Genomic DNA, 13,817 nt, shown 5'->3' with positions numbered 1-13,817 from the left:
GCGCCCCTCTGGCTGAGACGCGATCCCCGACGAACGCGAGCTGACAAGGTCACGTTCTATAGGCTTCGAGGCCGCTTCGCGGCACCTCAGTGACCGGGGCCGGGGCGGCCCCCGTGGTGAGGGAAGAGCGTTCTTTCAAGGCAGCCAGCGGGTGGGGCCGGGGCGCGACCGGTCCGGGCATGACAACGGCGCCACCCCCAAGAGTGGCGCCGTCCTCAGTTGATCAGGCGTTGCCGCGGTTCATGCCACGACGCGGGGCGTCCTCGTTGCCGGTGCCGTCTCGCAGCTGGTCGCCCGAGCCGTCACGCGGGGCGTCCGCGTTGCCGCGGTCGGTGTCTTCCATGCCGGTGCCGTCACAGACCGCGCTGCGCTCCGCACGGCGCGCCTCGTTCTGCTGACCCTGCATGCCCTGACCCTGCTGCATGCGCTGGCCCTGCTGCATACCGGTGACCGGTTCGCCGTTGGCCCAGGCGGTGAACGCCGCGAGATGGTTCTCGGAGCCGGCGAGCAGGCGCTCGTAGACGGCCTTGATGTCGTCGTTGTCGGTGGCCTTGATCTGCTTCTCGAGGTCGGCGATGTCGCGCTTCTCCAGCTCGATGGCGGCCTTGAAAGCGTCGTCCTCGGACTTCTCCCCGTCCTCCAGCCATCCGTCGTACAGCTTCTGGAGTTGCTTGTCGTCATAGGTGCCGTCGTCGTCGCCCGCTGTCGGGTCAGCGACGTCGAACTGCTCGAGCAGCCGCCCGATGGCCTCGAAGTGGCGCTGCTCGCTGTTGGCGATGCGGTCCCAGACGGCGCTGTCGTACAGCTTCCCGAACTCGGTGTAGAGGTCGTGGGCCATCTTCTCCTCCTCGCGGCTGAACGCGAGGGACGACTTCTCGTCGGCGTCAGGGGGCGAAGTGTCGGCCGAGGCGAGGGTGGCCCCGCCGAAGGTGAGGGCGGCCACGGCCAGCCCTGCGGTGATGAGGGAAACAGTGCGCTTCATGATGACTCCTTAACTTGGATGATCACTGGTGTGGTGATGTATCAAGAACACCTCGCCGTCGTGAAGCTCCCGCCATGGGAATGTGAAGCTTTCGTGAAGTCAGGCGGGCGGGGTGAGCCGGAGATGCTCGCGGTCCCCCAACAACTCCAGCCGCCGCCAAAGCACGCTGCCCGGCACCGCCTGGGTGACATGGAGATGCGCGGCAGCCACCTGCCTGCTGCGGTCGACGGTCACGACGATGGGCAGAGCAGCATCGTCGTGCCCGGTGAACCCTCCCCCGAACTCGTCGCGCAACGTCGACGCCACGGAAGCAGGCAACCCCCACTCCAGGACGGGCAGCCCGCGCCCGGCCGCCACGGCAAGGGCGGCCCGGCTGGCCGCCTCATGGTCCGGATGTCCCGTCACACCACCCTCGACGCCGAAGACCAGCAGGCCGTCGGGGTTCGTGGTGCCGAGGGCGAGGTCGATGTCGGCGATCAACTCCGCCTCGCGGCCGGCCAGCCCTCCGTCGGGATGGTCGAGCAGGGCGGTGCTCCGGCATCCGAGCATCTCGGCCGCGGCCTCGAGTTCGAGCGCGCGTGTGCGGGCCAGGTGGGGCGCGGCGCCCAGGGTTGACGCCTCACCGGCGGTCAGGCAGAGAACGCTGACCTCGGCCCCGTCGTCGACGAGGCGGCTGATCACTCCTCCCAGGCCGAAGGACTCGTCGTCTGGGTGCGCCACCACGACGAGGACGCGCTTCCACGGGGGCAGTTGGGTCTCCATTCCCCCATGCTATACCCCCTAGGGTATCGTCTCAGCTGGTTCGACGGCCCCAGCGAAGGTAGGCGCACGGCAGCAGGCCCATGGAACTCACCACCGCCAGAGCAGGCACCCACACCGCCTTCGAGCCGTTGATCTCACCCTCAGGGCGCCTAGCCACATCTACCAATGCGTACACCCGCAGCGCCGCGTCAGCCATCCCTCCCAACGCCAGCACAGTGCGCAGCCAGGGCGGCAACTTCTCCCACTTCTTCGTCGCATGCTTCATTGCAAGCCTCCTGCACCCCAGCGTACGCCCGCCCCCGCAGGTACGTTGGGGTGGGACGAGAGGGAAGGGGCGTGCATTGTTCATCGATGAGTGGACGTGGGACGATCCCAACGTGAACGCAGAGCTGTGGGAGGGCCAGGCCACCTACCGGCGCTCCCTGGAACAGGTGGCCAACGATGTCCTCGACGCGGCCGGTACGGGCCTCGACGCCCGCGCCTTCGTCGTCGGTATCCCCCTGGACCGGGACTCCGGGGTGGTCGTGGAGCCCGCGCGCGGCCACTTCGACCGCGCCATCGTCGCCCAGTCCACCCACCTCGGCACCAGACGGTTCAACAAGCTCCTCCGCGACGACGACGCCGCGGAGAACTCCCCCACCTATCTGGCCGCGCTCGAGGCGCGCACGAGGAGGCGCGCCGTCGCGGACAAGCTGGATGCCGCCGCCAGGGCCGGCGGGCGCATCCACTTCGTGGGCGTGGGCGTGACGATCGGCGAGCACACCGTGTTCCCCGTCCTCGCGCTGCAGGAGGACCAGTGGAAGGAGCTGCCCCAGCTGCCCGACGATGCCGGAGACGACTTCCTCACCGCCCGCTCGTTCCAGGAGGCGGTGATCAACAGCGTCCTCGACGTGGCCTCCCGCGAGCTGGACCGGCAGATCCCCGGCTCCCTGGTGCGGATCGACCCGGAGTTCGTGCTGCGCTCCGCCGCGGACCTGTTCGTCTCCGCCGTCGTTGCGAGGACCGGCCAGGAGTTGGCCTTCGGGGCCCTCCAGGCGTTCGACGCCGTCTCCGCGCAGCCCTACGAGGGGCGCGCGGGCAAGGGGTCGCTCCTCCTGGCGTCGCGCGGTGGGGAGGGAATCACGACGGTGATGTCGCTCGAGCACCCGGTGCCCATCGGCAGGGCCCAATCGCTGCGCAAGGTACTGGAGCTGTCCGCCGGAGACCTGCACCTGCTGTGCGACGGCCGCGAGGTCTACGGCCTCGGCAAGCTGGAGCAGGGCGCCTCCCGCGAGCACACCTTCGTGGCGCGGATCTCCGGTAACGGCTCCTGGGAGCTGTGGGACGGCGACGTCCCGTTCCTGCGGGTAGACAACGGCGTGGCCGCGATGCCGCGCGAGCTCCTGGACGAGGACGAGTTCTCCGTCACCGTGGACCGCGTGTTCCCCGAGGTCTCCGCCCGCAACGCCCGATACCTGTGGCAGATCGCGCGGGCGGCGCTGCAGCAGCCGCACGGCACCATGCTCGTGGTCCACCCCGAGGCGGAATCAGAGGCCCAGCGGCTCCTGCCCCAGGCCTACGCCATCACCCCCAGCCGGCTGGGCCCCGAGGCCCTGTCGGCGGCCACCGGCATCGACGGCGCCGTCCTGGTCTCTCCGGACGGCAAGTGCCACGCCGTCGGCGTGATCCTCGACGGGCTGGCCACCGGCACCGGGGACCCGTCGCGCGGCTCCCGGTTCAGCTCCGCCATCCGCTACCTCGCGGGCGCGGGCAGGGGCGCCATGGTGATCATCGTGTCCGAGGACGGCAAGATCGACCTGCTGCCCAAGACCAAACGGCGGGTCCGCCGAGCCACGGTTCAGCGCGCCGTCGACCGGCTCGTCGCCGCGGCCTCCGACGGCGAGGACGGGGACCGGTTCCTGCGCGCTGACAAGGCGGTGGAGGCCATCGAGTTCTACCTCAACCAGGAGCAGTGCGACGCCGTCAACGCCGCCCGGGAAGAGGTTGAGGGCCGGCAGTGGGACCAGGCGCGGGTACGTCGTCAGTACGTCCCCATCGCCCCGGACCCGGCGATGGACGACTCCTACTTCGTCGACCGCGCCCAGGACGCCGACGCCGAGTCCTGACCCTGCGCCCATGACACCGGCTCCCCCCCTCCGGGGGGTGAGTTGAGCAAATGGCAGGGTTCGCGGAACCCGCCCCGCGTGACCTGAGCGCGCGACCCACCGCGACCCTTGCCATTTGCTCAACTCCACCCCCCCACCCGGAGACTGGCCGAGCCGATCGTGCTCGCGGCCCTGGCCACCCCGGAACACACCGAGGCCCGCTGGGGCGAGGAATCGCAGCAAACCTCTGACGCGGGACACTAGATTCGGTCCATGGACCCGTCGACGACGACGCCCGCAGCCTGGGAGCGCTACCTCCCCGGGGTCGCGGTGCTGCGCCGCTACGAGCGCCGCTGGCTGCGCGGCGACACTGTCGCGGGCGTGACGGTGGCCGCCTACCTCATCCCCCAGGTGATGGCCTACGCCGTCATCGCCGGCCTCCCCGCCGTCGTCGGCCTGTGGGCCATCCTCGCTCCGCTGCTGCTCTACGCCGCGCTGGGATCGTCGCGGCAGATGTCCGTGGGCCCGGAATCGACGACGGCGCTCATGACGGCGGCCGGCGTCGGTGCGCTGGTGGCCGCGGCGGGCGGCCCCGAACAGTATGCGGAGGTGGCTGCCCTGCTCGCGATCGCCGTCGGCCTGGTGTGCCTGGTGGGATGGCTCGCGCGGTTGTCGTTCCTGGCGACGCTACTGTCGCGGCCTGTCCTCGTCGGATACATGGTGGGGATCGCGGTGCTGATGATCGTCAGCCAGTTCGGCAAGGTGGCCAAGCTCGAGATCGAGGCCGAGTCCACGCTGGGCGCAACCTGGGAGTTCGTGACGCGCCTCGGGGAGGCCCACCTCCCGACGGTGGCAATGGCCGCGGTGGTGCTCGTGCTGCTGTTCGTGGCGAGGTGGTTGGCCCCGAAACTCCCCAGCCCCCTCATCGTGCTGCTGACAGCGGCCGGGGTGGTCGCGTTCTTCGGGTTGGAGCGCTACGGCCTCGACATCGTCGGCGACGTACCGTCCGGGCTGCCCGCGCCCAGACTTCCCGGGCTCGCCGACGTGTCGCTGCTCGCGCTCCTCCCCTATGCCGCGGGCATCGCCGTGGTGGGCTACTCGGACAACGTGCTCACCGCCCGCGCCTTCGCGGCGAAGCGGCGCCAGAACATCGATGCGGGACAGGAACTGTTCGCCCTCGGTGCCGTCAACGTCGCGACCGGCCTGCTGCAGGGGTTCCCGGTCTCGTCCAGCGGGTCGCGGACGGTGTTGGGCGACGCCGTCGGGTCACGCACGCAACTTCACTCGCTTGTGGCACTGGCCGCGGTGGTCGCCACTCTGCTGTTCGCCGGTCCGGTCCTCTCCACTTTCCCGATGGCGGCCCTCGGCGCGCTGGTGATCTACGCCGCCACCAGGCTGGTGGATGTCGCGGAGATCCGACGGATCGCCAGGTTCCGGTGGAGCGAGCTCGCACTGACGGCCGTGACCACGGTCTCCGTCGTGGTGTTCGGGGTGCTCGGCGGCATCGGAATCGCCATCGCGCTGTCCCTGCTGGATCTCATCCGGCGGATGGCCCACGCGCACGATGGGGTGCTCGGCTACGCGCCAGGCGTCGCGGGCATGCACGACATCGACGACTATCCCAACGCCACCCAGGTACCCGGGCTTGTGGTGTACCGCTACGACTCCCCGCTGTTCTTCGCCAACTCCGACGACTTCCTCAGCCGCGCCGAGGCGGCCGTGGACCGCGCGCCCCAGCCCGTGCGGTGGTTCCTGCTCAACGCCGAAGCCAACGTGGAGGTGGACCTCACGGCCGTCGACACCCTCGAACTCCTCCGGGAGCGGCTCGCGGCCAGGGACGTCATCTTCACCATGGCCAGGGTCAAGCAGGACCTCCACGATCAGTTGGCCGCCGCGGGCTTCGTCGACAAGGTGGGCGACGGCCGCATCTTCGCCACGCTGCCGACGGCGGTGCGCGCCTACGCAAGGTGGCACCGCGATGAGCTGGGAGAGACACCTGATGGGTTGCCACCGGAGATCCTCCGCCCCACCGAGCCGCCCGCCTGAATGGTTCAGCCGCCCGGCTGGACCAACCCGTGCTCGTAGGCGATGATCACGAGCTGGGCGCGATCCCTGGCGTCGAGCTTGGTCAACAGCCGGCTGACGTGGGTCTTGGCCGTGGCATAGCTGATCACCAGCCTCTGCGCGATCTCCGCGTTCGACAGTCCGGCCGCCACCGCGGCCAGCACCTCCGCCTCGCGGTCCGTGAGGGCGTCAAGCGCCGGCCCGACGGGGACCATCGGTGGCGCGCCGCGACGGAACTCCTCGATCAGGCGGCGGGTGGCGTGAGGCGCCAGCAAGGCCTCCCCCGAGGCAACCACGCGTAGCGCCTCCAGCAGCCGCTCGGGTTCGGTGTCCTTGGGCAGGAATCCGCTCGCCCCCGCCCGGAGCGCGGCGAAAACGTTCTCGTCGTGATCGAAAGTGGTCAGCACGAGCACCCTGCAGCCGTCTGTGGACGGGTCGCCGACGATCCGCCGCGTAGCTTCCAGCCCGTCGATCCCCGGCATCCGGATGTCCATCAGCACCACGTCGGGGCATTGCTCGCGCACCAGCGAGACGGCCTCCAACCCGTCGCCGGCCAGACCCGCGACCTCGAAGCCAGGCTCGTGGCGAAGCAGTAGCGCCAACCCGCTCCGGACCAGGGCCTCGTCGTCTGCGATGACAACCCGGATCATGCGTCGGCCTCCTGTCGCGGCAATCTGGCCACCACCTCGTAGCCACCCTCGTCGCGTGGTCCCGCCTCGAGGCTGCCTCCCCACATCGTGACCCGCTCCCGCATTCCGAGCTGACCGGAAGCCGGGCCGACCCCCGCCGAGGTGCCACGTCCGCCGTCGATGATCCGCAGCACGAGCTCCGCCGGGGCGAACGCGACCCGGACGGTTGCCCGACCGGTGCCGGCATGCCGGACCACGTTGGTCAGCGACTCCTGCAGCACGCGGTAGACGGCCGTCTCCATCGACGCCGGCATCGGCCACGGCTCACCGCTCTGCTCAAGATCGACCCGCAGCCCCGCGTCAGCCAGTGAGGCGACCAGCGCGGGGATGGCCGTCAGACCCGGAGTCGGGTCCGCGACATCCAAGGGCTCCCGCACGGTGGCGAGAATCTGGCGGACCTCGCGCAGCGAGTCCCGGCTGCGCTCGGCGATGGCCAGCAGGGCAGCCTTCGCCTCGGCTGGATCAGAGTCCACGACCCGCGCCCCCACGCCCGCCTGCAGGGCGATCACGCCGAGGGAATGCCCCACCACGTCGTGCAGCTCCCGTGCGATCCGCAGCCGCTCCTCCGTGAGCGACGCTCTCGCCTCCTCGCGCTGGATCCTGACCGTGAGCTCCGCCCGCTCAGCGGCCAGCACTGCGGCGTCGCGCCGCAGCCGCATGGCCCGCCCGAGCACGAATGACCCGGCGAACAGTGCCAGGTTGGTCACGGCCTCCCCGAACGGCATCCGGTCCGGGAAGGCGGCGGAGACCACCACCACCAGGCACGTCGCGAAGACGGCCCCGACGACGGTGGCGGCCCGCGAGCCGTGCGCCGCGACCGTGTAGGCGACGAGGAACAGCCCCGCCCCGACGACTGCCGTGCCGAAGCCGAGCCCGATCATCGCAACCACCAGTGCACCGGAGCCCAGCAGGACAGGGAGAGGGGCGGCCCGCCGGGCGGCGTAGAGGGCGGAGGTGGCCACCGTCAGCCCGAGCTGGAGCGGTGGAATGGACCCCGTGGTGGCGCCCGCGGCAAACAGCGAGGCTGCGAGCAGGCCCAGCGCGAAGGCGGTGTCCAGGACCCAGGGTCGGGCCTGGTCCACTCGGCGGAGGCTCGCCCAGATGCTCACCTCAGCAACGTAGCCCGACTGGAAGGGCCCCGACAACGGTCTACAGATGTATCTCCGCCTACATCTCCAGCGAAATCGTCTTCCGGTGTGCCCCCTCAGGAGGATGCCAGAGACCGGTCCTCCGCCCGACGCGGCACCCACTCCGCGTCGGCGACGCTGATGCCATGACACACAGTGATGCACTGACCGCTCCACTCCACTCGTCCCGCTGGGTTCGCCTGGCGCTGGCGCACCTGACCGCCGCGGGAGGCGGCGCGATCGCGGGGCTCATCCAACCCGTCGGGCCGGTGACGGCGGCAGGCGGGATCGCACTGATGGCCGCCGCGCTCGCCGTCGGCCTGCTCGCCGGCGCGCTGGCCCGCACCCGCTGGGTCCTGCCCCTGGCTCCGGTGGCCTGGATCCTGGCCTTCGAGGTCGCCCGGGCCGGCGCGGGGCTGGCGACCACCGGGCCCCTGGACCTGGGCACCGCGTTCGGACCCATCGCCTTCGCCCTCGGCCGGGTCGCGGCCTGGGGCCTGGCCGGGCTGGCTCTCCTCGTCGGCGCGGCGTGGGGAAGCCGTCGCGACGCCGGGGCACGGCGCCCGGTGGTGTTGGCGCTCGCGACTGGCCTCGTCGCGCTGCTGGCGCTCTCGCTGTTGCTGCCCCCGACCTCGCCGGCGCTCCGGGGACCCGACGGCGTCCCAGTCGACGGCGCGGTCTCAGAGCTGGTGCAGGTGGAGCTGGGCGGTCACGAGCAATGGATCCAGGTGCGCGGGGCGAATCCGGACCTGCCGGTGCTGCTCTACCTGAGTGGCGGCCCCGGTCAGAGCGACCTTCCCTACTCTCGGGTGCTGCTGGAGCCGCTCACCCAGGACTTCCTCGTGGTGGGGTGGGACCAGCGCGGGACCGGCAAGTCCTATCCCAGCCTCGACGCAGCCACGCTCACGCTCGAGCAGGCGGTGGCCGACACCGTTGAGTTGTCGCGCTGGCTGGCGGATCGCTACGGCGAGGAGCGGATCTACGTGCTCGGCGAGTCGTGGGGGACGCTGCTCGGGGTGCTGGCCGTGCGCACCGCGCCGGAGCTGTTCCACGCCTACCTCGCCAGCGGGCAGATGGTGGACCCGCTCGAGACCGACGAGGGCATCTACCGCGACCTGGTGACCACGGCCCTGGGCAACGGCGACGGCACGCTGGTGGCCGACCTGGCCGCGATGGGCCCTCCCCCGTACGGCGACGTCTTCGACTACGCGATGATCATGGCGCACTACCCCCTACTAGAGGAGGGATACATCCCACCGGAGGCCTACCGGCAGCGCGGGGAGGCCAGCGGCGTCGGCCCGTGGGGGGTCCTCGGCCAGGAATACGGGCCGCTCGAGAAGCTCAGCGTGATGCGCGGCGTGATGGACATGTTCGCCGTCATGTATCCCCAGCTCCAGGACCTCGACCTGCGCCGCGACGCACCCCGCCTGGAGGTGCCGGTCTACCTGCTGGTCGGTGAGCACGAGCTGGCCGCCCGCGTGGGGCCGGCGAAGGAATGGTTCGATCTGCTGGAGGCGCCGGAGAAGCGCTGGTACAGCCTGCCCGACGCCGGCCACTCGGTGGCCTTCGAGCAGGCCGACGAGCTGCATCGGATTCTGCTGGAGGACGTGCGCCCGGCGTGACGCGATCTGCTGCGAGGTCAGCGATCCCGTAGCCGGTCAAGGTCGCGGCGCTCCCGCTTGGTGGGTCTGCCCGCGCCGCGATCGCGGACCGCCACCCGGCCCACCATCTCCGGGATCGGCGGCGGCTTCTCGGGTGTCCGGTCGAGGTAGGCGGCCTGGGCGATCGGCGCACCGACCCGCTTCTCCAGGTTCGGGTCCACCACCTGGATCAGCTTCTCCTCCTGCTCGCGACGCACCCTGATCACCTGCCCGGGCACGACGTGCTGCGACGGCTTGGCGAGCTTGTCGTCGACCCGGACGTGCCCGCCGCGCACCGCGGCCGTGGCGGACGAGCGCGTCTTGTACATCCGCACCGCCCACAGCCAGGAGTCGAGTCGAGCCATGGCCCGATCCTACGCGGACCAGGTTGCCCACAGCGTTATCCACAGCTGGGGAAAACTACGCGCGTGTAATTCAAGTGAAGAACGCGCGGTTGGTGGCAGGTGTCCGTTTACCACGAGCCGCAGCTACTTTAATAGACGGGCCAGGGTCGGGAGCTTCTCGGCTCGTTAGCATTCTAGGGCCCCGTAACCGCACCCCGGCTGTGGCCTCCGAGGGGCCGCAGCAAGACCGCCACTACCGCGCCTCGCCCTCGCGGGATTGAAGGTGGTGATGAACCGTCGCCTCTTCGAGCGTGAGTCCCTGGATCACCGACTCCATGAAGCCCCAGTCAAGCCCCAGGTCGTTGCCAATGCTCGGCGACATATCCTCACTTCGAGCTAGCTCCTGCAACTCCGCATAGGCCCCACCAGCAGCATCCAAGTGCTCGTTCAATCGGCGGGCCGCAGACTGCATGGCGAGCAGGGTCTCCGGAGACGGCGCGCGATGCCTCCCAAAAGGGGGGAAGGGTTGCGTCATCAGCTCACCTTGAAGTTGCAGGCAAGCTTGACGTTGTCACTCTTGACCACGCCCATCTTTTCCCTCTTCAAGGGCACCTCTGCCTGGATCTGAAATTCCTTGGTGTAGGTGGTGTCACACTTCTTGACTCGATGCGCCGTCACAACCTTGCTCGAGACAGATTCCAACGGGCCCATAGCGGTTTCCTGCTTGGTCTTCTGGAACGCAAACGCTCCCGTCTGCATCCAGAGTTGCGCCGAGATTGAATGCACATAGGTCGAGGCAGAGCCGTAGACATTGCAGTCATTCCATGCACCCCACTCGACATTGGAGTTCACCTTCTTGGGCAGGAAAAACCCCCCCTTGCAGATGCCTACACCAAATTCGATATTCATCGGAGATGCGGCGCTGCCACTCCCGCTCTCTGTGATTGTCCAGTTCTGCCCATCGGAAACCAGTGTGTACTCGCCGAGGGGCTGGATATTGACCTCCGCCCCCCGCACCCCGGCCCTCTCCAACAAACTCCGTTCGCTAGGCGGCAACTCCGACTGGAGGACCGTGGCCCCCTCGTCCTTGCCGTCCTCGTCGGCCATCACTGGCCCAGTAGACATCCCGACCAGGGATGCGGCCAGGACGGCCGCCATCAACATCTTCTGGGTGCGCATCTCGACTCCTGTCGCTGTACCTGGCAATGACGCTAGCCACCGGATGCGGTGGCGGTACCCATCGGGCATCGAATCCCCGCCAAACGCTCATTCACCCTGAGTGGCGCAGTTCCCGCCCGGTCCACAGTCACTCGCGACGGGGGCAGGACGAGACAGAGACTCAAGGCCAACGGATCGCGACGACGCTCCATCCGCGCGCGTACTCGCCGAGGAGACTCACTGCGCGATCTGTGGCCAGTGGATAGACAAGGGGCTCAAGACCCCCGATCCGATGAGCCCCGAGGTCGATGAAGACATCCCTCGAGCACGAGGCGGGATCTCAATACGACCGGACTCGCCCGCCCTACATTGAACGAGTCGCCACCATCAACTCGTATTTTCAAACTAGAGACCGGGATCTCATTCAAACTAGAGCGCGTCTCGACAGGTGTCGAGGGAGCCGCAACCTAGAGATGCCCCCAAGCCCCCCGATAGCCTGGGACATCAAGACCTCAATTCACAGTTGAGTCGTTCATCGAGGGTGTCTCTGTTCCCGCAGCGGCGCCCTCACTTCATGTCAGGACGCGCGCCTTCAACACCACAGCACCTTGGGGGCCACCCGCCACCGCCTCACAACCAAGCGGGCCCGGGAAGCGTCCGCGCGGTCCGCGGCAGTTCCGTGCGTTGAGTCTGCCTGGGACAACCTGCGCTAGCGTGCATCAAGCCCGCCGCCCAGGTTGGCAGGTGATCCTGGTGGCATTGGTCGGGCTGTGGGGGCTGTTGCTCATTGTTCTCACAGCGTTCCTCCTCGCGATGTCTACCGTCGGACAAGAGTTCAGCGTCACAGCCCTCGGGACGGGGATCGCCGTGGGCATCGGCGCGATCATCACCCTGCTGCCCGTGCTCGCCTGGCTTCGCGATCACGGCGCCAAGCGACTGTGGCCCACGGTGGCCCCCGATCTGGTTTCGCGGCATGGATCCGCTCAGACGGGCGGGGTGTTTCCAGCCCAGCCGGCCCGACGTGTCAATGGGGGCCTGCAGCGTCTACACCTTCCGTCTACCCGAAGTCGGAGCAGGTTCTCGGTGCCACGCGGCAGATCCGGTAGTTGTTCATCGCGTGCGGGCCGGAGGGGGATCGATCCCAGTCGAACCCACCCCTCGTGCGAGGAAAGGACGGTCCCCCTGTTTGTGTGTCTGCAACTTGCTACCCATAGAGCGGCATCTGCGCATATATGCAGAAGCCGCTCTATGGATAGCAAGTTGCAGACCCCCTCGTCGACGACGACACCATTCCGGCAGGATCGCTGTCATGACCGGCGCAACGCGTGAGCTACCGATGTTTCCGCTCGGCTCTGTGCTGTTTCCGGGCATGCCGTTGCAGCTGCGGGTCTTCGAGCCGCGCTACGTCGCGATGGTGTCAACGGTTCTCAGGGAAGCCGAGCACGAGTTCGGGGTGGTGCTGATCGAGCGAGGCTCCGAGGTGGGGGGCGGCGACGCGCGATTCGGGGTGGGCACCGTAGCGCGCATCGTGTCGATCGAGCCCAGCGAGGACTCGATTCTCCTACTGGCCTCCGGCGCCTCCCGCTTCGAGGTGGTGCGCTGGTTGCAGGACGACCCGTTCCCGCGGGCCCTGGTGCGCGACCTCGCCGCTGTGGAGCTCGACGACTCCACCGCCTCTGCGCTCAGCGAAGCCGAGTCCCTGGTGCGCGCCACCCTCTCCAGGGCGAGCGAGTTCGTGGAGCTCCCCTGGCCGGCCGGCATCGAACTGTCGCCGGAGTTGGCGCAGCGCATCTGGCAGGTCTCCGGCATCGCACCGCTGAGCCCGATGGACCAGTACGCGCTGCTGCGCTCGGGAACCGCCTCCGAACTGCTGGCCCGGCTGGTTGAGGACACGCAGGGGGCCGACGTCCTCTTCTCCGCCGGGTGGGGGTCCGGCCTACCCGACGCCGGCGGCCTGCCCGAGTGAGGCCCCAGCCGTCCGCGACCCATCCGCGATAGCCACTGGATCCCGTCGGGAGTAAAGGATCCTCATCTGATCCGATCAAGGATCTCTGCTCCCACCACCTCCGGCCGCTTTTCAGGAAGCCAGTGGCCGGCGTCCATCTCGACGAACCGGTAGTCACCGGTGCAGTACCGCGCAGTGTCCTCAGCCGCCACGCGGCCAAGGTAGGGGTCGCGGTTGCCCCACAGGTACGTGGTGGGCACCGACACCGGGGTATCGAGCTTCACAGCCTCGGCGCCGGCCGTCGCGAACAGCCCTCGGTACGGGCCGAGCATCCCGCGCACCGCCTCGGCATCGCTCATCTGGGCGGCATAGGCGGCCGAGAGGTCCGCGGGGACCCCGAGGCGCCGGAGACCCTCCTTGCGCACCAGCCGCGACAGCTGCATCTCGGGCAGTGCGGGCACCTGCATGGCCAGCATGTACCAACTCTTCAACCCCTGCGACGAGCGCAACACGGCCCGTCGGATCGCCGCTGGATGGGGCGTTGACAGCACCGTCAGGCTTCGCACCCGCTCCGGCGTCGTCATGGCGGCGGCCCAGGCCACGCCACCTCCCCAGTCGTGACCCACGACGTGGGCCGAATCGAGGCCTGCCTGGTCCAGCAGCGCGAACACGTCTCCGACGAGGCATTCGATCCGGTAAGCGCTCCGCCCTGGGGGCCGCGCATTCGCGGTGTAGCCGCGCAGGGACGGCGCCAGCGTGCGGACCCCGGCCGCGTGTAGCAGCGGCGCCACCGCATCCCAGGCCGCGGGCGTCTGTGGGAATCCGTGGAGCAGGACGACGGTGTGGTCGGAGTCAGCCCGTCGGGGGCCAGAGTCGCGCACCTCGAACGTCAGCCCGTCATTGGCAAAAGTCTCCATGGACCCAAGTCTCCCTCCGTGCATCCTCGCTGGGGTCGTTCGGTGCTGAGAAAGGCGGATCTGCCCTAGCCACAAAATTGTTATGGAACTGCAACTAAATGTCCA

General features: G+C 69.0%; 13 protein-coding genes. 4 read left to right on the top strand and 9 right to left on the bottom strand.

Going from position 1 to position 13,817, the window contains the following annotated elements:
- Positions 1–223: 223 nt before the first annotated feature.
- The 3 genes from H5399_RS02205 to H5399_RS02195 form a co-directional block, all read right to left on the bottom strand.
- Positions 224–982 (bottom strand): DUF2202 domain-containing protein, encoded by a 759-nt coding sequence (locus H5399_RS02205; protein WP_182781385.1) that lies wholly within the window; start codon positions 980–982, stop codon positions 224–226.
- A 99-nt stretch (positions 983–1,081) separates the two neighbouring features.
- Entirely contained in the window at positions 1,082–1,744 is a 663-nt protein-coding gene (locus H5399_RS02200; RefSeq protein ID WP_182781384.1) for a PIG-L deacetylase family protein, read from the bottom strand.
- 31 nt (positions 1,745–1,775) lie between these two features.
- On the bottom strand, positions 1,776–2,009 hold the full coding sequence (locus H5399_RS02195) for a hypothetical protein (protein WP_182781383.1): 234 nt from the start codon (positions 2,007–2,009) through the stop codon (positions 1,776–1,778).
- A 76-nt stretch (positions 2,010–2,085) separates the two neighbouring features.
- Between H5399_RS02195 and H5399_RS02190 the strand changes: the two genes are divergently transcribed.
- Together H5399_RS02190 and H5399_RS02185 are read left to right on the top strand one after the other, a co-directional pair.
- Positions 2,086–3,849 carry a DNA integrity scanning protein DisA nucleotide-binding domain protein gene (locus H5399_RS02190; protein WP_220490714.1) on the top strand — a complete coding sequence of 588 codons (1,764 nt, stop codon included), beginning with the start codon at positions 2,086–2,088 and terminating at the stop codon, positions 3,847–3,849.
- Between the two features lie 252 nt (positions 3,850–4,101).
- Positions 4,102–5,874, top strand: coding sequence for a SulP family inorganic anion transporter (locus H5399_RS02185; RefSeq protein ID WP_182781382.1), 1,773 nt, complete (start codon positions 4,102–4,104; stop codon positions 5,872–5,874).
- Positions 5,875–5,879: 5 nt separating this feature from the next.
- On the opposite strand, the gene H5399_RS02180 is transcribed toward H5399_RS02185, so the two are convergent.
- Positions 5,880–6,542 (bottom strand): response regulator transcription factor, encoded by a 663-nt coding sequence (locus tag H5399_RS02180; protein ID WP_182781381.1) that lies wholly within the window; start codon positions 6,540–6,542, stop codon positions 5,880–5,882.
- Positions 6,539–7,690 (bottom strand): sensor histidine kinase, encoded by a 1,152-nt coding sequence (locus H5399_RS18400; RefSeq protein WP_182781380.1) that lies wholly within the window; start codon positions 7,688–7,690, stop codon positions 6,539–6,541. The genes H5399_RS02180 and H5399_RS18400 overlap by 4 nt, the downstream gene beginning before the upstream one ends.
- Positions 7,691–7,854: 164 nt before the next feature.
- Between H5399_RS18400 and H5399_RS02170 the strand changes: the two genes are divergently transcribed.
- Positions 7,855–9,330 (top strand): alpha/beta fold hydrolase, encoded by a 1,476-nt coding sequence (locus tag H5399_RS02170; RefSeq protein ID WP_182781379.1) that lies wholly within the window; start codon positions 7,855–7,857, stop codon positions 9,328–9,330.
- Between the two features lie 17 nt (positions 9,331–9,347).
- Here the strand turns inward: H5399_RS02170 and H5399_RS02165 are convergent, their stop codons facing one another.
- From H5399_RS02165 to H5399_RS02155, 3 genes are all read right to left on the bottom strand, one after another.
- A complete protein-coding gene (locus H5399_RS02165) occupies positions 9,348–9,713 on the bottom strand; it encodes an RNA-binding S4 domain-containing protein (protein ID WP_182781378.1) in 366 nt (121 codons plus the stop codon).
- 232 nt (positions 9,714–9,945) lie between these two features.
- On the bottom strand, positions 9,946–10,227 hold the full coding sequence (locus tag H5399_RS02160) for a hypothetical protein (protein ID WP_182781377.1): 282 nt from the start codon (positions 10,225–10,227) through the stop codon (positions 9,946–9,948).
- Positions 10,227–10,871: a hypothetical protein gene (locus tag H5399_RS02155; protein ID WP_182781376.1), complete on the bottom strand. Its 645-nt coding sequence runs from the start codon at positions 10,869–10,871 to the stop codon at positions 10,227–10,229. The genes H5399_RS02160 and H5399_RS02155 overlap by 1 nt, the downstream gene beginning before the upstream one ends.
- A 1,288-nt stretch (positions 10,872–12,159) precedes the next feature.
- On the opposite strand from H5399_RS02155, the gene H5399_RS02150 reads away from it, so the two are divergent.
- On the top strand, positions 12,160–12,816 hold the full coding sequence (locus tag H5399_RS02150) for an LON peptidase substrate-binding domain-containing protein (protein ID WP_182781375.1): 657 nt from the start codon (positions 12,160–12,162) through the stop codon (positions 12,814–12,816).
- A 62-nt stretch (positions 12,817–12,878) separates the two neighbouring features.
- On the opposite strand, the gene H5399_RS02145 is transcribed toward H5399_RS02150, so the two are convergent.
- On the bottom strand, positions 12,879–13,712 hold the full coding sequence (locus H5399_RS02145) for an alpha/beta fold hydrolase (RefSeq protein ID WP_220490712.1): 834 nt from the start codon (positions 13,710–13,712) through the stop codon (positions 12,879–12,881).
- Positions 13,713–13,817 lie beyond the last annotated feature (105 nt).

It is taken from the genome of Tessaracoccus sp. MC1627, from assembly GCF_014164725.1.
Lineage (GTDB): Bacteria > Actinomycetota > Actinomycetes > Propionibacteriales > Propionibacteriaceae > Arachnia.
This window is presented reverse-complemented; position numbering and strand designations above follow the sequence as displayed.